This window comes from unidentified bacterial endosymbiont (assembly GCF_918797525.1).
GTDB lineage: Bacteria > Pseudomonadota > Gammaproteobacteria > Enterobacterales > Enterobacteriaceae > Enterobacter.
In genome coordinates, this window is record NZ_OU963893.1 from 1,206,744 (window position 1) to 1,230,430 (window position 23,687).

The 23,687-nt window shown below is 58.0% G+C and carries 22 protein-coding genes; 13 read left to right on the forward strand and 9 right to left on the reverse strand.

What is annotated here, in order from left to right; translation table 11 throughout:
• Positions 1–96: 96 nt before the first annotated feature.
• From flhA to hypA, 6 genes are all read right to left on the reverse strand, one after another.
• Positions 97–2,169, reverse strand: coding sequence for a formate hydrogenlyase transcriptional activator FlhA (gene flhA, locus NL510_RS05770; protein ID WP_253382362.1), 2,073 nt, complete (start codon positions 2,167–2,169; stop codon positions 97–99).
• 64 nt (positions 2,170–2,233) lie between these two features.
• Positions 2,234–3,244, reverse strand: a complete 1,011-nt coding sequence (gene hypE / locus NL510_RS05775; RefSeq protein ID WP_253382364.1) for a hydrogenase expression/formation protein HypE — start codon at positions 3,242–3,244, stop codon at positions 2,234–2,236.
• Positions 3,241–4,362, reverse strand: coding sequence for a hydrogenase formation protein HypD (hypD, locus tag NL510_RS05780; protein ID WP_253382366.1), 1,122 nt, complete (start codon positions 4,360–4,362; stop codon positions 3,241–3,243). Before hypD ends, hypE begins: the two co-directional genes overlap by 4 nt.
• A gap of 3 nt (positions 4,363–4,365) precedes the next feature.
• Entirely contained in the window at positions 4,366–4,638 is a 273-nt protein-coding gene (locus NL510_RS05785) for a HypC/HybG/HupF family hydrogenase formation chaperone (RefSeq protein ID WP_253382367.1), read from the reverse strand.
• Positions 4,629–5,492 (reverse strand): hydrogenase nickel incorporation protein HypB, encoded by an 864-nt coding sequence (gene hypB, locus NL510_RS05790; protein ID WP_253382369.1) that lies wholly within the window; start codon positions 5,490–5,492, stop codon positions 4,629–4,631. Before hypB ends, NL510_RS05785 begins: the two co-directional genes overlap by 10 nt.
• Positions 5,493–5,495: 3 nt before the next feature.
• Entirely contained in the window at positions 5,496–5,846 is a 351-nt protein-coding gene (gene hypA / locus NL510_RS05795; RefSeq protein WP_253382371.1) for a hydrogenase maturation nickel metallochaperone HypA, read from the reverse strand.
• Positions 5,847–6,056: 210 nt separating this feature from the next.
• Between hypA and hycA the strand changes: the two genes are divergently transcribed.
• The 9 genes from hycA (at position 6,057) to hycI (ending at position 13,841) form a co-directional block, all read left to right on the forward strand.
• On the forward strand, positions 6,057–6,521 hold the full coding sequence (hycA, locus tag NL510_RS05800; RefSeq protein WP_253382373.1) for a formate hydrogenlyase regulator HycA: 465 nt from the start codon (positions 6,057–6,059) through the stop codon (positions 6,519–6,521).
• 70 nt (positions 6,522–6,591) lie between these two features.
• Positions 6,592–7,200 carry a 4Fe-4S dicluster domain-containing protein gene (locus tag NL510_RS05805; RefSeq protein ID WP_253382375.1) on the forward strand — a complete coding sequence of 203 codons (609 nt, stop codon included), beginning with the start codon at positions 6,592–6,594 and terminating at the stop codon, positions 7,198–7,200.
• Positions 7,197–9,011: a formate hydrogenlyase subunit 3 gene (gene hycC, locus NL510_RS05810; protein ID WP_253382377.1), complete on the forward strand. Its 1,815-nt coding sequence runs from the start codon at positions 7,197–7,199 to the stop codon at positions 9,009–9,011. The genes NL510_RS05805 and hycC overlap by 4 nt, the downstream gene beginning before the upstream one ends.
• Before the next feature lies 1 nt (position 9,012).
• On the forward strand, positions 9,013–9,936 hold the full coding sequence (locus NL510_RS05815; RefSeq protein ID WP_253382379.1) for a respiratory chain complex I subunit 1 family protein: 924 nt from the start codon (positions 9,013–9,015) through the stop codon (positions 9,934–9,936).
• Positions 9,937–9,951: 15 nt separating this feature from the next.
• On the forward strand, positions 9,952–11,661 hold the full coding sequence (locus NL510_RS05820; RefSeq protein ID WP_253382381.1) for a hydrogenase large subunit: 1,710 nt from the start codon (positions 9,952–9,954) through the stop codon (positions 11,659–11,661).
• Positions 11,662–11,670: 9 nt separating this feature from the next.
• Positions 11,671–12,213: a formate hydrogenlyase complex iron-sulfur subunit gene (locus tag NL510_RS05825; protein WP_253382382.1), complete on the forward strand. Its 543-nt coding sequence runs from the start codon at positions 11,671–11,673 to the stop codon at positions 12,211–12,213.
• A complete protein-coding gene (locus NL510_RS05830; RefSeq protein WP_253382384.1) occupies positions 12,213–12,980 on the forward strand; it encodes an NADH-quinone oxidoreductase subunit B family protein in 768 nt (255 codons plus the stop codon). The genes NL510_RS05825 and NL510_RS05830 overlap by 1 nt, the downstream gene beginning before the upstream one ends.
• Positions 12,977–13,387 (forward strand): formate hydrogenlyase maturation HycH family protein, encoded by a 411-nt coding sequence (locus tag NL510_RS05835; protein ID WP_253382386.1) that lies wholly within the window; start codon positions 12,977–12,979, stop codon positions 13,385–13,387. Before NL510_RS05830 ends, NL510_RS05835 begins: the two co-directional genes overlap by 4 nt.
• Positions 13,380–13,841: a hydrogenase maturation peptidase HycI gene (hycI, locus tag NL510_RS05840; protein ID WP_253382388.1), complete on the forward strand. Its 462-nt coding sequence runs from the start codon at positions 13,380–13,382 to the stop codon at positions 13,839–13,841. Before NL510_RS05835 ends, hycI begins: the two co-directional genes overlap by 8 nt.
• A 26-nt stretch (positions 13,842–13,867) precedes the next feature.
• Here hycI and NL510_RS05845 read toward each other — a convergent pair whose 3' ends face one another.
• Both NL510_RS05845 and ascF read right to left on the reverse strand, forming a co-directional pair.
• On the reverse strand, positions 13,868–15,292 hold the full coding sequence (locus NL510_RS05845; RefSeq protein ID WP_253382390.1) for a 6-phospho-beta-glucosidase: 1,425 nt from the start codon (positions 15,290–15,292) through the stop codon (positions 13,868–13,870).
• Between the two features lie 18 nt (positions 15,293–15,310).
• Positions 15,311–16,762, reverse strand: a complete 1,452-nt coding sequence (ascF, locus tag NL510_RS05850; protein ID WP_253382392.1) for a PTS cellobiose/arbutin/salicin transporter subunit IIBC — start codon at positions 16,760–16,762, stop codon at positions 15,311–15,313.
• Positions 16,763–16,976: 214 nt separating this feature from the next.
• On the opposite strand from ascF, the gene NL510_RS05855 reads away from it, so the two are divergent.
• From NL510_RS05855 to NL510_RS05870, 4 genes are all read left to right on the forward strand, one after another.
• Positions 16,977–17,990, forward strand: coding sequence for a LacI family DNA-binding transcriptional regulator (locus NL510_RS05855; protein ID WP_253382394.1), 1,014 nt, complete (start codon positions 16,977–16,979; stop codon positions 17,988–17,990).
• A gap of 135 nt (positions 17,991–18,125) precedes the next feature.
• A complete protein-coding gene (gene hydN, locus NL510_RS05860) occupies positions 18,126–18,671 on the forward strand; it encodes an electron transport protein HydN (protein ID WP_253382396.1) in 546 nt (181 codons plus the stop codon).
• A gap of 6 nt (positions 18,672–18,677) precedes the next feature.
• Positions 18,678–20,894, forward strand: coding sequence for a carbamoyltransferase HypF (gene hypF, locus NL510_RS05865; protein ID WP_253382398.1), 2,217 nt, complete (start codon positions 18,678–18,680; stop codon positions 20,892–20,894).
• A gap of 1 nt (position 20,895) precedes the next feature.
• Complete coding sequence (locus tag NL510_RS05870; protein ID WP_253382400.1) at positions 20,896–21,918, forward strand: HoxN/HupN/NixA family nickel/cobalt transporter; 1,023 nt, start codon at positions 20,896–20,898, stop codon at positions 21,916–21,918.
• Here the strand turns inward: NL510_RS05870 and NL510_RS05875 are convergent.
• Positions 21,891–23,558: an SgrR family transcriptional regulator gene (locus NL510_RS05875; protein WP_253382402.1), complete on the reverse strand. Its 1,668-nt coding sequence runs from the start codon at positions 23,556–23,558 to the stop codon at positions 21,891–21,893. The genes NL510_RS05870 and NL510_RS05875 overlap by 28 nt on opposite strands.
• Positions 23,559–23,687 lie beyond the last annotated feature (129 nt).

Genomic DNA, 23,687 nt, shown 5'->3' on the forward strand with positions numbered 1-23,687 from the left:
ATGAGGGGTTTTATACCGGGAAAAATATATTGTGTCAATGAGGGATAGTTTCGGAGGGTGATAAATAGCGGTGCGAGAACACCGCCGGAATGATCGCTACGCCAGGCTCTCTTTATCAATGCCCAGCCGCTTCATACGCGACAGCAGAGTGGTGCGTTTTAACCCCAGCCGCTGAGCGGCGCCTTTAGGTCCGGCCACCACGCCGTTGGTCTCTTTAAGCACGCGCATAATCAGCTGGTATTCGTCTTCGCCATCCTGCGCCACTTCCGCCGCCGTCACGGACGCTTCCGCCAGTGAGACGTCGGGCAGTGACAGCTGCAGTACGTTGCCGCGCGTCAATAGCACCGCACGCTCAATGACGTTTTCCAGTTCGCGAACGTTGCCAGGCCACTCCATGGAAGAGAGCGTACGTAGCGTCTCGGCAGGGATACTGTCGATATTTCGCCCCATTCTGCGCGCAATCTTAGCGGTGAAGGCTTTGACCAGCAGAGGAATATCTTCCGGGCGCTCGCGCAGCGGCGGCAGGTAGATCGGGAACACGTTCAGGCGATAATAGAGATCGCTTCGAAACTCGCGGTCGGCGACCATTTTTTTCAGGTCGCGGTTTGTTGCCGCAATTAAACGCACATCCGTCTGGATCAGCTTATTGCTGCCGAGACGTTCAAACTCCTGCTCCTGAAGAACGCGAAGCAGCTTTGGCTGGAGCTCCAGCGGCATATCGCCCACTTCATCGAGAAACAGCGAGCTTTTATCTGCCAGTTCAAAACGGCCGAGACGTTGGCTGCTGGCGCCAGTAAACGCGCCGCGCTCATGGCCGAAGAGATCGCTTTCCAGCAGCCCGGCAGGCATGGCGGCACAGTTCATCTTCACCATGCGGCGGCTGTTGCGGTTGCTCAAATTATGGATAGCACGGGCGATCAGCTCTTTGCCGGTGCCGGTTTCGCCGAGAATAAGCACCGTGCTGTCGCTCTGTGCGACCATTTCAACCTGCTTGAGCACGCTGTACATGGCATCGCTGCGACCAATAATTTCGCCAAACTCGCTGTCAACATTGTTGAGTTGTTCGGTCAGGGCCAGGTTTTCATCCACCAGCCGCTCTTTCAGGCGATGGATCTCCTGATAGGCCAGGGCATTATCCAGCGCGATGGAAATACGCTCGGCAATCTGGCGCAGCAGCTTAAGGTTGGCGGTGGTAAACACGCCTTCCTCGCACTGCGCCAGCTTCAGCACGCCAAGCATTGTATTGCCGGACATCAGCGGCAGCAGACACAGGGTCTGAATTTTATTGCCCCAGGTGTTGAACAGCATACGCTCATAAGGTGCCAGCGCATCCTGTTCGTTGAGGTTGAGCAACAGGATCTCTTTGCTTCTGAACACCCGCTCAGAGAGCGTGCCGGCCTCATCGACCTCACTTTGTTCATGGGCCGGGTTGGCCTCATCGAGATAGTGCGTGGAGTAGATATTCAGTTTGCCCTTGCGATGCCCCCGCAGGGCGATACTGATAGCATCGATTTTGAAATAGTGATGGATCTCTTTCGAGACTTCACTGACCAGTTCATCCATGTCGAGGCGGGAAAGCACCGCGTTAGTAATCGCGACCAGGATGCGAAAGTTATCACGCTCGCGGCTTAGCAGGTCGTAATCGACATTATTGCTGACGCGGCTTTGGATCTGCTCTGCGACGACCGCTGCAATTTGCGTGAACGTATGCAGGCGCTCGTATTCGGCCTCGCTCCAGGGCTGGTCGGTATTGCGGATAAACTCGCAGCCGCCAAAGATATGACCTTCCGCCGCCAGGGGCAGCATGCTGTAGTGGCCGAACGGTTGATATAAGTGACTTTGCGCCAGCATTGGCCAGGCTTGCTCGAATTCATCGAAGTTGCAATGCAGCGCTTCCGGACGGGAGAGAATGCGCCGTACCGGACCATGAGCGAGAAACGTTTCATCTTCATATTCAAAGGATTTGCCGTTATCACGCGTTGAATGATAGCTCGCGCGATGGCTGCCGCTATGCCAGAGCACAATGGCGGCATTATCCGCCAGCGCAGACTGCCTGACCAGCCTCGTCAGAGCATCGCTTAGCGAGCCGAGATCGGGCTGCTGTAAAAGTGTACGCGTGATGTCAAACAGGCCTTGCTGTCCAAGATTGCTCATCGGTGTATACGGCATTATTGCTTTCCAGTAGAAACGGGCAAAAAAGAGAAATTCAATGCTGACCGCTTTTGGCGCGGATCTAACAAATGCGGGGTAACGGTTCCGCGTGCGGAAGATCCAGCGTACGCTTCACGCCATAAAGCCCGGCCAGGCGCACCCCTTTGCGCTCAACCACCTCACCTATGACTGCAGCCTCTCTCCCTAAGGGATGAGCGTGCAGCCGTTCCAGTACGGATTCGGCAGCCGCGCGTTCAACACCCATGACCAGCTTGCCTTCGTTAGCAAAGTTTAGCGGATCGAGGCCTAAAAGCTCGCAAAGCCCACGCACGGCCGGTTTTACCGGGAGGCCGCGCTCGGATAGCTCAATACCATAGCCGCAGCTTGCGGCATACTCATGTACCACGGCATTCACTCCGCCGCGTGTGGCATCGCGTAGCGCTTTCACGCCCGGGATGTTCCGCAAGGTCTGAATGAGCGGGGTGAGTACGGCGCAGTCGCTGCGCAATTCGCCATCCAGGCCCAGACCTTCACGCAAGTTTAAAATGGTCGCCCCGTGACAGCCCAGCGTTCCGCTCACGAGCAACACATCGCCTGGCGCAAGCTGCTGAGCGCCCCAGTGAATGCTGGCGGGAATGGCCCCCATTCCGGCGGTATTAATAAACAGTTTATCAGCCGCGCCGCGCTGAACCACTTTGGTATCGCCGGTGACGATCGCGATCCCCGCCTCGCGCGCGGTCTGCGCCATGCTGTTGACCACTGCGGTGAGCGACTCCATCGGCAGACCCTCTTCGAGGATAAACCCACAGGAGAGATAGCGGGGGAGGGCGCCGCTGACAGCCACATCGTTCGCCGTCCCGCAGACAGCAAGCTTGCCGATATCCCCGCCGGGAAAGAACAGCGGATCGATCACGTAGCTGTCGGTGGAGAATGCCAGCCTGTCGCCCTGGGCGGTAAGCGTCGAGAGGTCAATACGCGCCTGGTCCTCCTGCTCGGCCAGCCAGGGGTTGTTAAAGGCGTTCATAAAAAGCTGGTTAATCAGCTGTTGCATTGCCTGACCGCCGCTGCCGTGCGCCATTTCCACCGTGTTCATACATCACACTCCTGATTGCGGTATTGATACCATGCGGCGCACGCCCCTTCAGAGGAGACCATCAGCGCGCCAAAAGCGGTTTGCGGGTTACAGGTGTTGCCAAATAACGCGCACTGATGTGGTTTGCATTTACCGGTGAGCACCTCGCCGCAGCGGGCGCGCGGATCGTCACAAACCTGTTGCGGCTGCGGGCGGAAATGCGCCTCGGCATCGAACGACCGGTAGGCAGGCGTCAGCCGCACGCCGGAGTCGGCAATCAGTCCCAGGCCGCGCCATTCGCTATCGCCCTCAACGCTAAACACATCAGCAATGGCCCGCCGGGCGAGAAGATTTCCGCCATCAGACACCACGCGGCGGTACTGATTTTCCACGCTGCTCAGCGCCTCTATTTTCTGCTCAACCAGCATGGTAACGCCTTGCAGTAGATCAAGTGGTTCGAAACCTGCCACCACTAATGGGCGGTTGAACTCCCGGGCGATAAAACCGTAAGCCTCGGCGCCGATGACCATGCTCACATGCCCGGGCGCCAGGAGGGCGTCTATGCCATTTCCCGGCTCCTCAAGCAGGCTGCGTAGCGTCGGGATGAGCGTAATATGCTGGCAAAAAAAGAAAAAATTATTGATGTTGCGTGCTTTAGCCTGCTGCAGCGTGATAGCCGTAGCGGGCATGGTGGTCTCAAAACCCAGCCCGAAAAACACGACCTTCCGGGTGGGGTTTTCTTCCGCCAGCTTCAGGGCATCCAGCGGCGAGTAAAGGATACGCACGTCTGCTCCGCGGGCTTTCGCCTGTAAGAGCGAGCCATTTTTTCCCGGTACGCGCATGGCATCGCCAAAGGTACAGAAAATGACGTCAGGATGGCTCGCAATCTCAATACAGCTGTCGATGCGTCCCATCGGCAGAACGCATACCGGGCAGCCGGGACCGTGGATAAACTCGATGTTATCCGGCAGAAGCTGGTCGAGGCCAAATTTAAAGATAGCATGAGTATGGCCACCGCAGACCTCCATAATCCGCAGTGGCCGTTCTGCGCTGTAATTCAGATGTTGCGCACGTGCTTTCAGGTGCCCGATAAGCTGCATCACCTGTTCTGGCGCGCGGTATTCATCAACGTAGCGCATAGCTTACCCCTCCTCGCCAAACAGCAGCGCCCCGACGTCAGGTTCAACGTCGAACATGTTCTGCAGGGCATCCAGGGTATCGCGTGCCTCCGCTTCGTTAATCACGCTCATGGCAAATCCCACGTGAACCAGCACCCATTGACCGAGTCGCGATGCACCGGTTTCATCAGCGCTGCCTACCAGCGTCAGGTCGACGTCGCGCACTATGCCGCAGACTTCAACTTTGGCCTGATTGCCGTCGATGGACTGTATTTGCCCGGGGACGCCTATGCACATCGTTCACGCTCCAGCCAGCTTAGCCAGTGGTCCATGCCATCGCCGCGGGTGGCGGAAACCAGCAGGATCTCAATATCCGGATTCACCTCACGGGCGTAGGCCAGGCATTTATCCACATCAAAGTTCAGGTACGGCAGTAAATCGACTTTGTTGAGCAGCATCAGCGAGGCGGCGGCAAACATATGCGGATACTTCAGCGGTTTGTCTTCCCCTTCGGTCACTGAGAGCACCGCCACTTTATGGCGCTCACCCAGATCGAAGCTGGCCGGGCAGACCAGGTTGCCCACGTTCTCGATAAACAGGATGCCGTTATCCGCCAGCGGCAGGCGCGGCGCGGCCTCGGCAATCATCTGCGCATCCAGATGACAGCCTTTACCGGTGTTGACCTGAATCGCTGGGGTGCCGGTTTCGCGGATACGCGCGGCATCGTTCACCGTCTGCTGATCGCCTTCAATCACGGCGCAGGAGACGCTGCCATTAAGGCGGTTCAGCGTCTGCGTCAATAGCGTGGTTTTGCCCGAGCCAGGGCTGGACACCAGGTTTAGCACCAGGTGTTTACGGGTAGCAAAGCGCGCGCGGTTGTGGGCAGCGAGCTGGTTATTTTTATCCAGCACGTTGATTTCGACTTCCAGCATCTGGCGCTGACTGATCCCCGGCGCATGGGTGCCCGCTTCGCCGTGACCATAGTGCAGATCGCCCGCCTCTGATTGCTGGGGCGCAAAGGTGATGCCGGTTAATGCCCCGACAAGACGAGGTGCAGGGGAAAACGGCGCGGAGCGAAACGCGGAATGAGGACGGTGTTCATCCCCTTCTATATACAGATTGCCTTCAGCGCAACCACAGGTACTACACATAATTTACTCCTTCTCGATTTCGAGACGTTGGATCTGCATGCCGTCATCCGCCACGATGCGAAGGCCGACATGCTGACACTGCGGGCAGCGCTGCACTTTTGATGACAGCAAGGTGACGTACTGCTGGCAATGTTCACACCAGCACTCCGCCTGCTGTTCTTCAATATGCAGCTCGCAGCCTTCTGCCAGCGTGCCGCGGCACACCAGCTCAAAGCAGAAGGTGAGGGCGCTGATCTCGACACAGGAAAAGGCGCCGATCTTCAGCCAGACGCCGGTCACGCGTTTGGCCTTGTTCTGTACCGCCTGCTGTTCGATGAGTTCCAACGCTCGCTGGCAGAGAGTGATTTCGTGCATTACGCCTCCTCAATGAATTGCCCCTGTAATGCAATAACAGTGCCAGCTTGTTTTTACATCGCGAGTGTCGATGTCACCGCTGACGACATGACACGTCGACACCGGCAGATTGACAGCAGGTTTAATACTAAAATCGATGTAAATCAATTGGTTATAAATTGGCATGAAATCTGCTTAACAGCCGCTATCTCCATTAACCGGATACCTTTTATGACTATTTGGGAAATCAGCGCAAAAGCGGATTACATTGCGCAACGCCATCAACAGTTGCAGGACCAGTGGCATCACTACTGCAATTCTCTGGTTCAGGGCATCACCCTGTCGAAAGCCCGACTTCACCATGCCATGAGCTGTGCGGCACAGGGGGATATGCGTTTCGTCCTCTTCGGCCACTTTACGATTTTTGTCACCCTGGCGGACACCTTTAACAGCCACACCATTGAGTACTACGTTGAAACAAAAGAGGGCGAAAAACAGTGCATTGCGCAGGCGCAACTGATGGCCGACGGCATGGTGGATGGGCATGTCAGTAACCGCGATCGTGAACAGGTGCTGGAGCATTATCTGGAAAAAATTGCTCCGGTTTATAACGGTCTCTACACCGCCGTTGAGCGCGACCTGTCGGTCAACCTGCAGCAGCTGATGGATGTCCAGCCCCCGGCTAGCGTGGCCTGATTATTGCGTGTCGAGAAGTGTCGATAAGACAGTTTTTCGTCAAAAATGACTATCACCAGAGGATAACCCGGTGAACCGTTTTGTAATTGCTGATTCGACAGTCTGTATTGGCTGTCGGACCTGTGAAGCGGCGTGTTCGGAAACACACCGCCTGCACGGGCTGCAGTCCATGCCGCGCCTGAGCGTCATGCGTAATGAAAAAGAGTCTGCCCCGCAGCTCTGCCACCAGTGTGAAGATGCGCCGTGCGCGGGCGTCTGCCCGGTGAATGCCATCGAACGCATTGATGGTGTGGTACAGCTTAACGAAAGCCTGTGCATAAGCTGCAAACTGTGCGGCATCGCCTGTCCGTTCGGCGCCATTGAATTTTCAGGCAGCCGCCCGCTGCATATCCCGGCGAACGCCAACTCGCCAAAAGCGCCTCCGGCCCCGCCTGCCCCGGCACGCGTCAGTACGCTGTTGGATTGGGCGCCCGGCGTGCGTGCGGTTGCGGTGAAATGTGACCTGTGCAGCTTTGATGAGCAAGGTCCGGCGTGTGTGCGTACCTGCCCGACGAAGGCGCTGATTCTGGTCAATATTCGCGATATTGCCCGCACCAGTAAGCGTAAACGTGAGCTGACCATCAATAGCGATGTTGGCGATCTTTCTCTGCTTCAGGCTTACAACGAGGGGGCGAAATGAACGCCGTAACGATGATTAACAGCGCAGTGGCCTGGTTTGCTGCCTCGGCAATACTCGCGTTGGTTTTCGCTTTTCATAAAACCCTGAGCGGCTGGATTGCCGGAATTGGCGGGGCGGTGGGGAGCCTGATGGCTCTGGCGGCTGGCGGGGTCGTTCTGATGAACGGACAATCCGCTGAGGCGGTCATACCGTTGATTCGCTATACCGTCCAGCTTACGCCGTTAAATGCCATCTGGCTGCTCACCTTCAGCCTGTGCGGGCTATTTATTAGTCTGTTCAATATTGACTGGCACCGCCATAAAAATACCAAAGCCAACGGCCTGTTGGTTAACCTGCTGATGGCTGCGGCGGTGTGTACCGTTATTGCCAGCAACCTCGGTGCGCTGGTGGTGATGGCTGAAATCATGACGCTGTGCGGCGTATTCCTGACGGGCTGTAGCGCGTCCGGCAAGCTGTGGTTTGCGCTGGGTCGCCTTGGCACGCTGCTGCTGGCGCTGGCCTGCTGGCTGGTGTGGCAGCGCTTCGGCACGCTGGATTTTTCCGCCCTCGACGGCCAGCCGCTGGGTAATGACGTCTGGCTGCTGGGCGTGGTGGGTTTTGGCCTGCTGGCCGGTATCATCCCTCTGCACGGCTGGGTTCCACAGGCGCACGCAAATGCGTCCGCACCTGCTGCGGCGCTGTTTTCCGTGGTGGTGATGAAGGTCGGCCTGTTCGGTATGTTGACCCTAAGCCTCACCGGCGGGCAACCGCCGCTGTGGTGGGGCATTGTGCTGCTGTTAGCCGGTATGGTGACCGCGTTCTTCGGTGGGCTGTATGCGCTAATGGAACACAATATTCAACGCCTGCTGGCGTACCACACGCTGGAGAATATCGGCATCATCCTGCTGGGGCTTGGCGCCGGGATTACCGGGCTGGCGCTCAATCAACCGGCGCTGATTGCCGCCGGGTTTATTGGCGGCTTGTATCACCTTATCAATCACAGCCTGTTCAAAAGCACGCTGTTTCTGGGGGCGGGTAGCGTCTGGTTCCGTACCGGACATCGCGATATCGAAAAGCTGGGCGGTATTGGCAAAAAAATGCCGATGATCTCGCTCGCCATGCTGGTGGGGCTGATGGCGATGGCCGCGCTGCCACCGCTGAACGGTTTTGCCGGTGAATGGGTGATTTACCAGTCCTTCTTCGCGCTGGGGCAGAGCGATGCGTTTATCGCGCGTCTGTTAGGGCCACTGCTGACCGTCGGGCTGGCCATTACCGGGGCGCTGGCGGTGATGTGTATGGCGAAAGTCTACGGCGTGACTTTCCTCGGCGCGCCGCGCACGCGTGAAGCCGAAAACGCCTGCTGCGCGCCAGTCCTGATGGCGACCAGCGTGGTTGCCCTGGCGCTCTGTTGCATCGTCGGCGGCGTTGCGGCGCCATGGCTCCTGCCGATTCTGGAAAGCGCGATCCCGCTGCCGTTGACCACGGCCCATACCACTGTTTCCCAGCCGATGATGGCGCTGCTGCTGATTGCTGCACCGCTGCTGCCGTTTGTATTGATGTTGTTCTTCAAACGCGACCGCCTTGCATCCCGCTCTCGCGGGAAGGCATGGGCGTGCGGTTACGAGCACGACCAATCGATGGTTATTACCGCCCACGGTTTTGCCATGCCGGTGAAAGAGAACTTCGCCGCCGTGCTGAAAATGCGCCACTGGCTGAATCCGGTGGGCTGGGTCCCTGGCTGGCAGAGTGCCGCGGTGCCGGCGCTGTTCCGTCGCCTGGCGGTTATCGAGCTGGCGGTGCTGGTGGTGATTGTGATTTCACGAGGAGCCTGACATGAGTGTGTTACTGGCATTACTTCAGGCGCTGGTGTTATTTGCCATTGCGCCACTGCTTTCCGGGGTGAGCCGCGTAGTGCGCGCCCGGCTGCATAACCGTCGCGGGCCTGGCGTACTGCAGGAGTACCGCGATCTCTTTAAGTTGCTCACGCGTCAGAGCGTGGCGCCGGCTGCGGCTGGCTGGGTCTTCCGCCTGACGCCGTTTGTGATGGTGGGCGTAATGCTGACCATTGCCACCGCACTGCCGGTGGTCACGGTGGGCTCGCCGTTACCGGTGCTCGGTGACCTGATCACGCTTATCTACCTCTTTGCCATCGCGCGTTTCTTCTTTGCGATTGCCGGGCTGGATACCGGTAGCCCGTTTACCGGTCTGGGTGCCAGCCGCGAAGCGATGCTGGGGGTGCTCGTTGAACCGATCCTGCTGCTGGGCTTGTGGGTTGCCGCGCAGGTCGCGGGCTCAACGCATATCAGTTTTATCACCGATACCGTCTACCACTGGCCCGTCGCGCGAACCATTCCTCTGGTTCTGGCCCTGTGCGCCTGTGCATTCGCCACCTTTATCGAGATGGGCAAACTGCCGTTCGATCTCGCGGAAGCGGAGCAGGAACTGCAGGAAGGACCGTTGACCGAATACAGCGGCTATGGTTTTGCGGTGCTGAAGTGGGGCATTAGCCTCAAGCAACTGGTGGTGTTGCAGATGTTTGTTGGCGTTTTCTTCCCCTGGGGGCAGATGACGCACTTCTCGGTGGGCGGTCTGGTGCTGGCTGTGGTGGTGGCCGCGCTTAAGCTGCTGGCTGGCGTGCTGGTGATTGCGCTGTTTGAAAACAGTATGGCGCGTCTGCGTTTTGTGGCGACCTCACGCATCACCTGGGCCGGTTTTGGCTTTGCATTTTTAGCATTCGTCTCCTTGCTGGTGGCGTGATTTAAGAGAGTTTTTATGTCTGAAGAAAAGAAAGGTCAGCAGTATCTCGCTGTGTTGCATCAGGCTTTCCCGGGTGTCGTGCTGGATGAAAGCTGGCAGACCAAAGACCAGATCACCCTCACCGTGAAGGTGAACTATCTGCCGGAAGTGGTGGAGTTTCTTTATTACCAGCAGGGTGGCTGGCTGTCGGTGCTGTTTGGCAATGACGAGCGCCAGCTGTGCGGAAACTATGCGGTGTACTACGTGATGTCGATGGAGCAGGGTGAGAAGTGCTGGATAACCGTGCGCGTTGAAGTCGACCCCAATAAGCCGGAATATCCGTCCGTGACGCCACGCGTACCCGCTGCCGTCTGGGGCGAACGCGAGGTGCGTGACATGTACGGTCTGGTGGCTGTCGGCCTGCCGGACGAGCGCCGTCTGGTGCTGCCGGACGACTGGCCGGATGAACTGTATCCGCTGCGTAAAGACAGCATGGATTATCGTCAGCGCCCGGCCCCCACCACCGACAGCGAAACCTACGAGTTCATCAACGAACTGGGCAGCAAAAAGAACAACGTGGTGCCGATTGGCCCGCTGCACGTCACCTCCGATGAGCCGGGCCACTTCCGCCTGTTCGTGGACGGCGAGAATATCATCGACGCCGATTACCGCCTGTTCTACGTCCATCGCGGCATGGAAAAACTGGCGGAAACCCGCATGGGTTACAACGAAGTCACCTTCCTCTCGGACCGCGTGTGCGGCATCTGTGGGTTCGCCCACAGCACCGCCTACACCACCTCGGTGGAAAACGGCATGGGGATCGTGGTACCGGAGCGCGCGCAGATGATCCGCGCCATCCTGCTGGAAGTTGAACGTCTGCATTCCCATCTGCTGAACCTCGGTCTGGCCTGCCACTTTGTCGGCTTTGACGCCGGATTTATGCAGTTTTTCCGTGTGCGTGAAGCGTCGATGAAGATGGCGGAGATCCTCACCGGGGCGCGTAAAACCTACGGCCTGAACCTGATCGGCGGGATCCGCCGTGACCTGCTGAAGGACGACATGATCCAGACCCGCCTGCTGGCGCAGCAGATGCGCCGCGACGTACAGGAGCTGGTGGATATGCTGCTCAGTACGCCAAACATTGAGCAGCGTACCGTGGGCATAGGTCGCCTTGATCCTGACATCGCCCGCGACTTCAGTAACGTCGGCCCAATGGTGCGCGCCAGCGGTCACGCCCGCGACACCCGCGCCGATCATCCATTTGTCGGCTACGGTCTGCTGCCGATGACGGTACACAGCGAGCAGGGCTGCGACGTAATTTCTCGCCTCAAAGTGCGTATCAACGAAGTGTTCACCGCCCTGAATATGATCGACTTCGGTCTGGATAATCTGCCGGGCGGCCCGCTGATGGTGGAAGGCTTCACCTACATTCCAGGCCGCTTCGCCCTCGGTTTTGCTGAAGCACCGCGCGGGGATGATATTCACTGGAGCATGACTGGCGACAACCAGAAGCTCTACCGCTGGCGCTGCCGTGCGGCCACTTATGCCAACTGGCCAACGCTTCGCTACATGCTGCGCGGAAATACGGTATCCGATGCCCCGCTGATCATCGGCAGCCTCGACCCTTGTTATTCCTGCACCGATCGCATGACCGTTGTCGACGTGCGGAAGAAAAAAAGCCAGGTGGTGCCGTATAAAGAGCTTGAGCGCTACAGCATCGAGCGTAAAAACTCGCCGCTGAAATAAGGACTCATCATGTTTACCTTTATCAAAAAAGTGATCAAAACCGGCGCGGTAACCACCCGTTACCCGCTAGAGCCAATGCCGGTCGATAAAAATTTTCGCGGCAAACCCGAGCATAACCCGCAGCAGTGCATCGGCTGCGCGGCCTGCGTCAATGCCTGCCCATCCAATGCGCTGACGGTGGAAACGGATCTTAAAACCGGCGAGCTGGCCTGGCAGTTCAACCTTGGGCGCTGCATTTTTTGCGGCCGCTGCGAAGAGGTCTGCCCGACGGTCGCGATCCGTCTGTCGCATGAGTACGAACTGGCGGTGTGGAAGAAAGAGGACTTCCTGCAGCAGTCGCGCTTCTCCCTGTGTAACTGCCGCGTCTGCAAGCGTCCGTTTGCGGTGCAAAAAGAGATCGACTATGCGATTGCACTGCTCAAACACAACGGGGATGCCCGTGCGGAAAACCATCGCGAGAGTTTCGAAACCTGTCCGCAATGCAAGCGTGAGAAATGCCTGCTGCCGTCTGACCGCATCGATTTAACCCGACATATGAGAGAGGCCAGCTGATGGAAAACCTACTCGGCCCACGCGACGATAACGGCATGCCGGTGCCGATGACGGTGGACGAATCCATCGCCAGTATGAAAGCGTCGCTGCTGAAAAAAATTAAACGTTCGGCTTACGTTTATCGCGTGGACTGCGGGGGCTGTAACGGCTGTGAGATTGAGATCTTCGCCACCCTGTCGCCGCTGTTTGATGCCGAACGTTTCGGCATCAAAGTAGTGCCCTCCCCACGCCATGCGGATATCCTGCTGTTCACCGGGGCGGTGACCCGCGCTATGCGTTCGCCCGCGCTGCGTGCCTGGCAATCCGCCCCCGATCCGAAAATTTGCATCTCTTACGGAGCCTGTGGCAACAGCGGCGGTATTTTCCACGATCTGTATTGCGTCTGGGGCGGTACCGATAAAATCGTGCCGGTAGATGTTTATATTCCAGGCTGCCCGCCAACGCCCGCCGCGACGCTGTACGGTTTTGCGATGGCGCTGGGCCTGCTGGAACAAAAAATTCACGCTCGTGAGCCGGGCGAGCTGGACAACCAGCCTGCCACTCTTCTGCACCCGGACATGGTGCAACCGCTGCGCGTGAAGGTTGACCGTACGGCGCGCAAACTGGCGGGCTATCGCTATGGTCGGCAGATTGCAGACGATTATCTGCGCCTGCTCAGCCAGGGTGAACTTCAGGTCGCGCGCTGGCTGGAGGCAGAAAACGATCCGCGTCTGAATGAGATTGTGGCTAACCTTAATCTGGTGGTGGATGAGGCGCGTATCCGATGAGTGAAACGGTGGTGTTCAGTCAGCTGAGCCGTAAGTTTATTGATGAGAACGATGCCACGCCGGATGCGGCGCAGCAGGTGGTCTATTACAGCCTGGCAATTGGGCATCACCTTGGCGTGATTGACTGTCTGGAAGCGGCGTTGAGCTGCCCATGGGCGGAATATCTGGCCTGGATCGCCACGCTTGAAGAAGGCAGCGCGGCGCGGCGCAAAATGGAAGGCGTACCGAAATACGGTGAGATTGTTATCGACAGCAATCACATTGCACTGCTGGCCAATGCCTTTGACGCCGCGCTCAACAAACAAACCCCTGAACAGCAGGCATGGAGCAAAACCGTGCTCAGCATGCTGCACGATATTCATCAGGAAAATGCCATCTACCTGATGGTGAGGAGATTACGTGACTGACGTTTTACTGTGTGTCGGTAACAGCATGATGGGCGACGATGGCGCGGGCCCGCTGCTTGCAGAAATGTGTGCTGCCAGGGCGCAGGGCAACTGGGTAGTGATTGACGGCGGCAGCGCGCCGGAAAATGACGTGGTGGCGATCCGCGAATTGCATCCGCAGAGGCTATTGATTGTTGATGCGACCGATATGGGGCTTAATCCTGGCGAAATTCGCCTTATCGATCCCGACGACATCGCCGAGATGTTTATGATGACCACCCACAATATGCCGCTAAACTACCTGGTCGATCAGATAAAGGACGACGTGGGCGAGGTGCTGTTTTTGGGCATTCAGCCGGACATTGTCGGGTTTTATTACCCCATGACGCCGCCGGTGAAAGAGGCGGTGGAGAGGGTTTATTCACGGCTTGCAGGATGGATGGGCAACGGGGGTTTTGAACCTCTCACTCTTTAGGTGAGAGGGAGAGGGGTAAGTACCGGCTACCCGAGATCCGCCCCGTTACTCGCAATCACCTTCTTATACCACCAGAACGATTTCTTGCGCTTTCTGTCCAGGGTGCCGTTTCCGGCATCGTCGCGGTCAACGTAGACAAACCCGTAGCGCTTGCTCATTTCGCCCGTTGAGGCCGCGACCAGGTCAATGCAGCCCCAGGTGGTGTAGCCCAGTAGCGGCACGCCATCCTCTATGGCATCGCCCATTGCGCGGATATGCTCGCGCAGGTAGCTGATACGGTAATCGTCGTTAATCTCGCCGTTAGCGTCAATAACGTCTTTCGCCCCAAGGCCGTTTTCCACCAGGAATAGCGGTTTCTGATAACGGTCATACATCATGTTCATGGTGATGCGCAGGCCCAGCGGATCAATACCCCAGCCCCATTCGCTCACCTGAATATGTGGGTTACGCAGGGATTTCACGATGTTGGCGGCGCTAGTATTACCCACGTTCATCTCCGCCGACGCACAGCGCGAGGCGTAATAGCTAAACGAGACAAAATCGACGGTGTTCTTCAGCAGTTCGTCGTCGCCGGGATCTTTCACAATCACGACGCCTTTTTCGCGGAACACGCGGGCGGAGTAGGCCGGATAGCTGCCCCGCGCCTGCACGTCGATAAAGAACAGGTTCTCGCGGTCTTTCTCCAGCGCCATCCACACGTCTTGCGGCTTGCAGGAGTACGGATAGAAATTACCGCCCGCCAGCATGCAGCCGACCTGGTTTTCCGGGTTCACCTCGTGGGCGATTTTTGTCGCCAGCGCGCTCGCCACCAGCTCGTGGTGGGCGGCCTGGTATTTCACCTGATCTTCGTTTTCACCTTCCTCAAACACCAGACCCGCGCCGGAGAACGGGCTGTGCAGCATGATGTTGATTTCGTTGAAGGTCAGCCAGTATTTCACCAGACCGTTGAACTCTTCGAAGCAGGTACGGGCGTAGCGGGCGAAGAAATCGACCATCTTGCGGTTGCGCCACGAGCCGTATTCCGTCACCAGATGCATCGGCACGTCAAAGTGGCACAGGGTGACCAGCGGCTCAATGTTATACTTTTTGCACTCTTCGAACACCGCCCGGTAAAATGCAATGCCCTTTTTGTTCGGCTGCGGCTCGTCGCCGTTCGGGTAGAGGCGGCTCCAGGCGATCGAGGTGCGGAACACCGTAAAGCCCATCTCCGCCATCAGGGCAATGTCTTCTTTATAGCGATGGTAAAAATCAATCGCCTCGTGGCTGGGGTAAAACTCGTCGTCACGCAACGTGAACCGTTTTTCCTTCCCAATCTTTACCGCCAGACGATTCGCACCGTGGGGGATCATGTCGACCGTCGTCACTCCTTTGCCGCCTTCACGGTAAGCACCTTCACTCTGGTTAGCGGCAAGCGCGCCGCCCCATAAAAATCCTTGTGGAAAAACAGACATTTCTACCTCGCTATAAATTTATGCTTGTGCTGCTTTGGCCTGAACCAGCGCGGTCTGCAGGGTACGCGCTTTTTCGGCGTCGTCCTCGACCGGGATATCTTCAAATCCTAATATCAGGGTCAAAATAAACGAAAGGATGACCGCCAGCCCCATCACGCCGAACACCCAGACGATGGTCATTGGATTGGCCGGATCGAAGAACTGCACGCTGGTAAACAGCCCTGGCGCTGCCATGGAGTGGCTGGCAAGACCTGCCACTCCCGCCACCGCGCCGCAGATAAAGCCGCTGATAAGGCTGGCAATTAGCGGGCGTTTCAGGCGTACCGCTACGCCGTACAGGGCCGGTTCAGAGATACCGGCCATGATGGCAGAAGCCGCTGCCGCTAGCGCCGTCTGGCGCAGTTCCGGGTTTTTGGTTTTCCACGCCACCGCCAGCGATGAACCGCCGAGTGACAGATTGGCGCCAATTTCCGACGGCATCACCATGCCTTCTTTGCCCGTTTCGGCAATGGTTTGAATAATAGTTGGCGTAAACACGCGGTGCATCCCGGTCATCACCAGCAGCGGCCACAGCGCACCCATAATCGCCACCGAGAGCCAGCCAAGATAGCCGTGAATGGTGTACACCAGCGCAGAGATGGCGCTACCGAGCCAGATGCCAAGAGGCCCAATTAGCACGATGGCCAGCGGCGCGGCAATCAACACGATCAGCATCGGCTTGAGGAAGTTTTTGGTAACCGCCGGAGTAATGCGATCGACCCAGCGCTCGATATACGACAGGCTCCAGGTCATCACCAGCGCCGGGATCACCGTGTAGGTATATTTCACTGCCGTCACCGGGATAAAGGCGAACTCAACGTGCTCGCCCTGCGCCGCTTTCGCCATCAGTTCGATAAAGCTCGGATGCACCAGCACGCCCGCAATGGCTATCGCCAGCGATATGTTGGTTTTGAATTTCACCGCCGCCGATGCCGCCACCATCAGCGGCAGGAAGAAGAACGCGCCGTCGCCGATAACGGTCAGAATGGTGAGCGTAGGTGCCCCTTTTTCCAGTATGCCGCTCATCTCAAGGATCATCGCCAGCAGCTTGACCATCGAGCCGCCGATGATCGCCGGGATCAGCGGGGACATAGTGCCGATCAGCGCGTCGAGGATCCCGGCGCCAATGCGGCGCAGAGTTATTTTTTGTCGGCCTTCAGGTAGCGCAGGCTGCAGGTCGGTTGGCAGCAGGTTGACCACTTCCCGGTAGGCCTGGGAAACGGTATTGCCAATGATCACCTGGCATTGGTTGTCATTACGCACCACGCCGAGTACGCCGCTCATGCTCTTCAGGCGCGCGATGTCGGTGAGGGTCTCGTCTTTCAGAACGAAACGCAGGCGCGTCATGCAGTGGGTGACGGCGACAATATTGTCTTTGCCGCCAAGTGCACTGACAACGTCGTTCGCCAGCGCAGCATAATTTTTGGCCATCGGATGTCATCCTGTTAGCGTTGTGAGAAGTGTAAGAAACCGGTTCCACATAATCATTATGAGTTTATGTGAGTGAAGCAAGAGCACCATTTGTGCATTTTTTATATTCGTGATTCCGATCACTATGAGGGGTTAAACGCGTGATATCACCGCTGCGACAATTCTTCGGCGGTGCAGTACACTGCGCTTTATCAGTTTTAAACGGAATCACGACATGACCACGATGCTGGAAGTGGCGAAGCGGGCGGGCGTTTCGAAAGCGACGGTGTCCCGGGTACTTTCGGGGAACGGCTACGTCAGCCAGGAGACCAAAGACCGGGTATTTCAGGCCATTGAAGAGAGCGGATATCGCCCGAATTTGCTGGCGAGAAACCTGGCGACCAGGCGTACCCGGACGCTGGGGCTGGTGGTGACCAACACCCTGTATCACGGCGTCTATTTCAGCGAGCTGCTGTTTCACGCCGCGCGCATGACGGAAGAGAAAGGTCGGCAGCTGATCCTGGCGGACGGCAAGCACAGCGCGGATGAAGAGCGGGAGGCGATCCAATACCTGCTCGATATGCGCTGCGACGCGGTGATCATCTACCCGCGCTTCCTGAGCGTTGAAGAGATGGATGAAATTGTCGAGAAATGTGAACAGCCCATTATGGTCCTCAACCGTCGCCTGCGAAGAAACAGCAGCCAGAGCGTCTGGTCCGATCACAAAGCCTCCAGTCTCGACGCGGTGTCTCAACTGATTCAAAAAGGCCATCGGGATATCGCATTTATTACCGGCTCGCTGGATTCGCCCACGGGGATTGAGCGTCTTTCGGGCTATAAAGCGGCGCTGGCGCAGCACCACATTCCGCTACGTCCAGCACTGATTGCGCAGGGCAAATGGAACCCGGCCAGCGGGGCGGCGGCCGTTGCTGAATTATTGTCTCGCGGCGAAACCTTTACGGCGCTGGTGGCGAGTAATGACGATATGGCGATTGGCGCCATCAAACAGCTGCATGAGCGTGGGATCGTCACGCCGGACAAGGTCTCGGTGATAGGCTTCGACGATGTGGCGATTGCGCCCTACACGGTACCGTCGCTCACAAGCGTTCGCATTCCGGTGACGGAAATGATTAAAGAGACCATCGGTCGCCTGATCTTCATGCTCGATGGCGGTGAATTCAACTATCAGCAAGCCTTCTGCGGCGAGTTGATCCTCCGGGATTCTGTCATTGAGGGTCCATATCGCTGACGTCGACAGCTGTCATCGTCACTTATGACGATGACAGTGCCGCGCTTGTTTAACTTAATTATTATAAATCAATCAGTTAAAAACTGGCACGGTTTATGAATATCTCCGCGCATGACTGTTATGCTGGAGAAGCAGATGAACCGTTTTATAATGACCGATGCCAGTAAATGCATTGGCTGCCGCACCTGTGAAGTCGCATGTGTCGTATCCCACCAGGCAGAGCAGGATTGCGCCGCCCTGACTCCGGAAACTTTCCTGCCGCGTATTCACGTGATCAAGGGCGTGAATATCTCTACCGCCGCCATTTGCCGCCAGTGCGAAGATGCCCCCTGCGCCAACGTCTGCCCTAATGGGGCCATTCAACGCGAAAAGGGGTTTGTCCACGTGATGCAGGAGCGTTGTATCGGCTGCAAAACCTGCGTCGTGGCCTGTCCGTACGGCGCAATGGAAGTGGTGGTCCGGCCTGTGGTGCGCAACAGCGGCATTGGGCTGATCGTGCGCGCGGAAAAAGCCGAAGCCAATAAATGCGATCTCTGCTACCAACGCGAAGCCGGTCCAGCCTGTATGGAAGCCTGCCCGACCCACGCGCTGGTTTGCGTGGATCGCGACAAGCTCGAACAGATGAGCGCCGAAAAACGCCGTCGCGCAGCCTTCGACACATCATCGTCTTTGCTGTTCTGAGTCGTGATGAGCAGTAATGGCGTACAACTGCGGGTACGCGGCAAGGTGCAGGGCGTCGGTTTTCGCCCCTTCGTCTGGCAGCTGGCGCATCAGCTTCAGCTTGCGGGTGACGTCTGCAATGACGCAGAGGGTGTGCTGGTGCGCCTCGCGGGTAATGGGGGAGACTTTACCGCGAGGCTGCGCCAGGACTGCCCACCGCTGGCTCGAATCGACGAGGTCGACATGCAGCCGTTTAGCTGGACCACGCTGCCGGAAGACTTCACTATTCGCCACAGCGCGGGTGGGGCAATGGACACGCAAATTGTGCCTGACGCCGCCACCTGTCCGGCCTGTCTGGCGGAGATGCGCGATCCCCGCGAGCGCCGTTATCGCTACCCGTTTATCAACTGCACCCACTGCGGCCCCCGTTTTACTATTATTCGCGCCATGCCTTATGACCGCCCGGCGACCGCAATGGCTGCATTCCCGCTTTGTACGCCGTGCGAAACGGAGTATAGCAATCCTCTGGATCGGCGCTTTCACGCCCAGCCGGTAGCCTGTCCGGACTGCGGGCCGGAGCTGGAATGGCGCGCGGGAGCGTCGATGGCAACCCGCGAGCAGGCCCTGAAAGCGGCAGTTGAGAGGCTAAAAAGCGGCGGGATCGTGGCCATCAAAGGCCTGGGCGGATTTCACCTCGCCTGTGACGCCCTTAACCCGCAGGCGGTGGCAACGCTTCGGACACGTAAACAGCGTCCGGCGAAACCGCTGGCGATCATGCTCCCGCAGGCAGATGGCCTGCCGGAAACCCTGCGAACCCTTCTGCACTCTCCCGCTGCGCCCATCGTGCTCACGCCAAAAGCGTGGCTGCCTGACTTCCCGGCCGGAATTGCGCCAGGCCTGGGCTGCGTGGGGGTGATGCTTCCCGCGAACCCGCTGCAGCATCTGCTGATGATGGACTGCCAGCGTCCGCTGGTGATGACCTCCGGCAACCTTAACGGGAGGCCGCCCGTTCTCGGTAATCAACAGGCGCTGGACGAACTCGGGGAGATTGCCGACGGTTTTCTGTTGCATAACCGCGACATCCTGCAGCGTATGGATGATTCGGTAATGGATCAGGATGGCGTAATGCTGCGCCGTGCGCGCGGTTTTGTACCGGATGCCATCACGTTACCTGCCGGTTTTACTGATATTCCCGCCATGTTATGTACCGGGGCAGAAATGAAAAATACCTTCTGCATGGTGCGTGGTCGCCAGGCGGTGCTCAGCCAGCATTTTGGCGATCTCAGTGATGAGGGTGTTGAAGGACAGTGGCGCCAGGCGCTGTCGGTGATGCAGGACATGTATGCTTTTCGGGCACAGCACGTGGTGTGTGATGCTCATCCTGGCTACCACGCCCGGCAATGGGCGCAGGAGCAGGCGTTACCCGTCGAAACCGTCCTGCACCATCACGCGCACGCGGCGGCGTGTCTTGCCGAAAACGGCTGGCCGCTTGACGGTGGCGATGTCATTGCCCTGACGCTGGACGGAATTGGCATGGGAGAGCGCGGCGAACTGTGGGGCGGGGAGTGCCTGCGGGTGAACTACGCTGGCTGCGAACATCTGGGGGGGCTGCCTGCGGTGGCGCTACCGGGTGGCGATCTGGCGGCACGCCAGCCGTGGCGCAATTTACTCGCTCACTGCCTGGCGTTTGTGCCTGACTGGCAGCGCTATCCGCAAACCGAGTACGTGCAAGCGCAGAACTGGCCGCTGCTTGCGACGGCGGTTCAGCGCGGCATTAACGCGCCGCTGGCCTCATCGTGCGGACGGCTGTTTGACGCGGTAGCCTGTGCGCTCGGTATCACAACACAACGTTATGAAGGTGAAGCCGCCTGCAGGCTGGAGGCGTTAGCTGCGCAGTGCCCGGGCGTTGACCACCCGGTTACGCTGTCGGTGGATAATTTTGCCCTCTTCTGGCGGCAGTGGCTCTCATGGCAGGCGCAACCCTGCGAGCGAGCGTGGGCATTTCACGATGCGCTGGCGAAAGGGCTGGCGGATTTGGCCGCGTCCCATGCCCGACGCTTATCGCTTTCCACGGTTATCTGCAGCGGCGGCGTGTTGCATAACCGGTTACTGCGCGCGCGTCTGCGGCATTACCTTTCAGCGTTTACGCTTCTTTTTCCTCATAACCTGCCTGCAGGTGACGGGGCTATCTCCTTCGGGCAGGCGGTGGTCGCCGCCGCCCGGTCATGTTCACAAAGGACTTAAAATGTTACGACTCATGCGCAATGAACCTCGTGCAGCGCTTCTGCTGCTGGCTCTGGTAATGGCTAATCTGCTGGCCTGGGGATGGGCATGGCAAACCTTTAGCGGCAGCACGGCGCTGATGGCCGCAAGCCTGCTGGCATGGTGCTACGGTCTGCGTCACGCGGTGGATGCCGACCACATTGCGGCCATTGATACCGTCACGCGTAAGATGATGCAGCAGGGTAAACGCCCGTCTGGCGTGGGGGCGTGGTTTTCGCTGGGACACTCCACAATCGTGGTGCTGGCCTCTATCGCCATTGCTGCAACCGCCACGGCGTTCCAAAAAAATATGGCATGGTTTCACGAGACCGGTAGCCTGATTGGTACCGCCGTTTCAGCGACCTTCCTGCTGGCGATGGCGCTGGTCAATATGGTGATTTTGCGCGGGGTCTGGCGAAACTTCCAGGCGTTGAAAAACGGCCGTGCTTTGCAGGGTGACATCACATTGCCGGCGCAGGGCGGCGTAATGAACTGGCTGTTTGGCAAAACGTTCCGTCTGGTTAACAAGAGCTGGCAGATGTACCTGGTCGGTTTCCTGTTTGGTCTCGGGTTTGATACCGCGACGGAAGTGGGCGTGCTCGGGATCTCTGCCGCCAGCGCGTCAAACGGAATGTCGGTGTGGTCAATTATGATCTTCCCGGCACTCTTCGCCAGCGGCATGGCGCTGGTCGATACGCTTGATAATTTGCTGATGGTCGGGGCCTACGGCTGGGCATTCAACAAACCGCAGCGCAAGCTCTACTACAATATGACCATCACCGGCACCTCTGTGGTGGTGGCGCTGTTTATCGGCGGGCTGGAAGCGCTGGGTCTGTTGATGGACAAATTCGCGCTCAGCGGCGGAGTCTGGGATCTCATTGGTGCGGTCAATGATAATCTTGGCAACGCCGGTTTTGCGGTGGTGGGGCTGTTTGTCGCCTGTTGGTTAGTTTCTATGGTTAATTATCGCTGGCGCGGCTACGACGCGCTGGTGGTGCGTTCCTGAACGGGCGGTAGCCAGGCGCGAGTGAAATCGAGCCAGCCGCCGGCAGTCAGCACAATGTCCTGTACGTTTTCCATCGTGTTAATGCGATAGCGATAGTGAAACAGCGGCGCGCATGCGCCGCTTTCGAGCAGCGCACCAAAGAAAGCGGGCAGATGGTCATTCAGCTTCTCTTCACTCTCGCAGTAAGCCATTAATCTCTGTTTCGCTTCCTGCCAGGGGGCCTCGCCGAGTGAGGTCGCCCAGGCGGGCTCGTCAGTAAACCACTGCGCAAGGGCAAAGCCCGGCAGTTCGCCCGCCAGATAATCCCCCAGCAAGAGATCCGCCTGCGTCAGGGCATTAGGCGTATGCCACGCTTCACGATCTTTCCAGCTTAGGGTTAATTCGCAGCCATGCTTTTTCAGGTGAACCTGCAGCGCGCCCGTCAGTTCGCACAATTCAGGCGTGTGGTAACAGACCAGCGAAAGGGTGGCCGGAAGCGTGACCTCCCGGACGTACTGACATTCTGGTGCTGCAAGACCGGGCAGGATCTCGGTGTGGCACTCAATATCATCCCGGTGGGCGAAGTGCTGACGGTTAATCGCGCCGATCTCCTGGCGCAGCCAGCCGGCCAGCGGCGCGGGTAGCCGGGCGTTAACCATTAACCAGGCGAACCCCCCGCTGATGGACGTAATGGCTTGCTGCGCATTTTGTCCCTTCCCGACGGTGATCCACGCCGGTTTTTGAGCACCTGTGCAGGTTCGCCAGAACTCAATTGCATGCAGCAGCGGATGCGTGGAAAAGTACCAGGGCTGGCGCTCAAGGCGCAAATAGTGCGAGTGATGGTGGGCTATAGCAAAAGGTCCGGCACCGATATCCGGCTGGAGCGGATGGGGCAGACGACAGACGTGATGGGCGAGACGATGCGCCAGCATGGCATCGGGCGTGTTCAGCGTTATTTCCAGACACCAGGGCGCGACAAGCGATGCCTCGCTGATATGCAATAGCCCTGCATTGCGAGCCGGGTCCGCCAGCGCCTGCTGGAGCGCGCTCAGAATATCTTCATCACTCACCGCCTGCCCGTTATGCCAGTGCGCGCCGCTGCGCAGATAAAAATGCCAGCAGCGTCGGTCTTCGCTGGCGTCCCAGTGGTGGGCTAAATCAGCTACCGGATGAGATTGACCAGCAGCATATCGCGTCAACCCCGCGTGTACGGCGCAGATAATATGCTGCTCGGCACGGCGGCGCTGCAGCGCCGGATGAAGCGACGTTAGCGGACGATACCAGGGAATACGCAGCGTTGGCTGGTGCTTAAGCCATTTTCCGCCCAAAAACGGCGTGATGATGTGGTGCAGGCTGGCCGGATCGCCATCTGCCAGCTGCAATGCGCTCTGATAATCCCCTTTCTCCAGGCAGGCATGCATCAACGGTGCGCTAAGCTCGCTGGTGGTCGCCATGCAGTGCAGCGTCGCGCGGTGACCACGACCCGGCTGGGCGCTCCAGCTAAGCCAGCCGCTCTGGGCAAGCTGGCGCAACAGGGTGCGTGCGTGGCGCTCACTGCACAATGCCACCTCCGCAACTTCAGCAATCGTTGTGGGCTTTGGCTGTGCGCCGTAGTGCTGATAAAGCCGTTGATACTGGCGGATTTTCTGAAGCTGGCGCATAGCGGAATACCGTTTCTGAAAAGGGCTCCTGAGAGTGTAGGGGGTTTTGCGGAATAAATAAGGGTGGGATAAATTAAGTATTCCGGTTTTAAAATCCTCTCCTCTCCTCTCCTCTCCTCTCCTCTCCTC

What these genes read in the sequence shown, in the direction of transcription:
- NL510_RS05825 (WP_253382382.1), top strand. Translation starts at nt 11,671, where the DNA reads ATGTTTACCTTTATCAAAAAAGTGATCAAAACCGGCGCGGTAACCACC.
- NL510_RS05820 (WP_253382381.1), top strand. Translation starts at nt 9,952, where the DNA reads ATGTCTGAAGAAAAGAAAGGTCAGCAGTATCTCGCTGTGTTGCATCAG.
- hypF (WP_253382398.1), top strand. Translation starts at nt 18,678, where the DNA reads ATGAGCAGTAATGGCGTACAACTGCGGGTACGCGGCAAGGTGCAGGGC.
- NL510_RS05830 (WP_253382384.1), top strand. Translation starts at nt 12,213, where the DNA reads ATGGAAAACCTACTCGGCCCACGCGACGATAACGGCATGCCGGTGCCG.
- NL510_RS05815 (WP_253382379.1), top strand. Translation starts at nt 9,013, where the DNA reads ATGAGTGTGTTACTGGCATTACTTCAGGCGCTGGTGTTATTTGCCATT.
- hypD (WP_253382366.1), bottom strand. Translation starts at nt 4,362, where the DNA reads ATGCGCTACGTTGATGAATACCGCGCGCCAGAACAGGTGATGCAGCTT.
- NL510_RS05785 (WP_253382367.1), bottom strand. Translation starts at nt 4,638, where the DNA reads ATGTGCATAGGCGTCCCCGGGCAAATACAGTCCATCGACGGCAATCAG.
- hypB (WP_253382369.1), bottom strand. Translation starts at nt 5,492, where the DNA reads ATGTGTAGTACCTGTGGTTGCGCTGAAGGCAATCTGTATATAGAAGGG.
- hycA (WP_253382373.1), top strand. Translation starts at nt 6,057, where the DNA reads ATGACTATTTGGGAAATCAGCGCAAAAGCGGATTACATTGCGCAACGC.
- ascF (WP_253382392.1), bottom strand. Translation starts at nt 16,762, where the DNA reads ATGGCCAAAAATTATGCTGCGCTGGCGAACGACGTTGTCAGTGCACTT.
- NL510_RS05855 (WP_253382394.1), top strand. Translation starts at nt 16,977, where the DNA reads ATGACCACGATGCTGGAAGTGGCGAAGCGGGCGGGCGTTTCGAAAGCG.
- NL510_RS05835 (WP_253382386.1), top strand. Translation starts at nt 12,977, where the DNA reads ATGAGTGAAACGGTGGTGTTCAGTCAGCTGAGCCGTAAGTTTATTGAT.
- hycC (WP_253382377.1), top strand. Translation starts at nt 7,197, where the DNA reads ATGAACGCCGTAACGATGATTAACAGCGCAGTGGCCTGGTTTGCTGCC.
- NL510_RS05875 (WP_253382402.1), bottom strand. Translation starts at nt 23,558, where the DNA reads ATGCGCCAGCTTCAGAAAATCCGCCAGTATCAACGGCTTTATCAGCAC.
- NL510_RS05870 (WP_253382400.1), top strand. Translation starts at nt 20,896, where the DNA reads ATGTTACGACTCATGCGCAATGAACCTCGTGCAGCGCTTCTGCTGCTG.
- hydN (WP_253382396.1), top strand. Translation starts at nt 18,126, where the DNA reads ATGAACCGTTTTATAATGACCGATGCCAGTAAATGCATTGGCTGCCGC.
- NL510_RS05845 (WP_253382390.1), bottom strand. Translation starts at nt 15,292, where the DNA reads ATGTCTGTTTTTCCACAAGGATTTTTATGGGGCGGCGCGCTTGCCGCT.
- hypE (WP_253382364.1), bottom strand. Translation starts at nt 3,244, where the DNA reads ATGAACACGGTGGAAATGGCGCACGGCAGCGGCGGTCAGGCAATGCAA.
- flhA (WP_253382362.1), bottom strand. Translation starts at nt 2,169, where the DNA reads ATGCCGTATACACCGATGAGCAATCTTGGACAGCAAGGCCTGTTTGAC.
- hypA (WP_253382371.1), bottom strand. Translation starts at nt 5,846, where the DNA reads ATGCACGAAATCACTCTCTGCCAGCGAGCGTTGGAACTCATCGAACAG.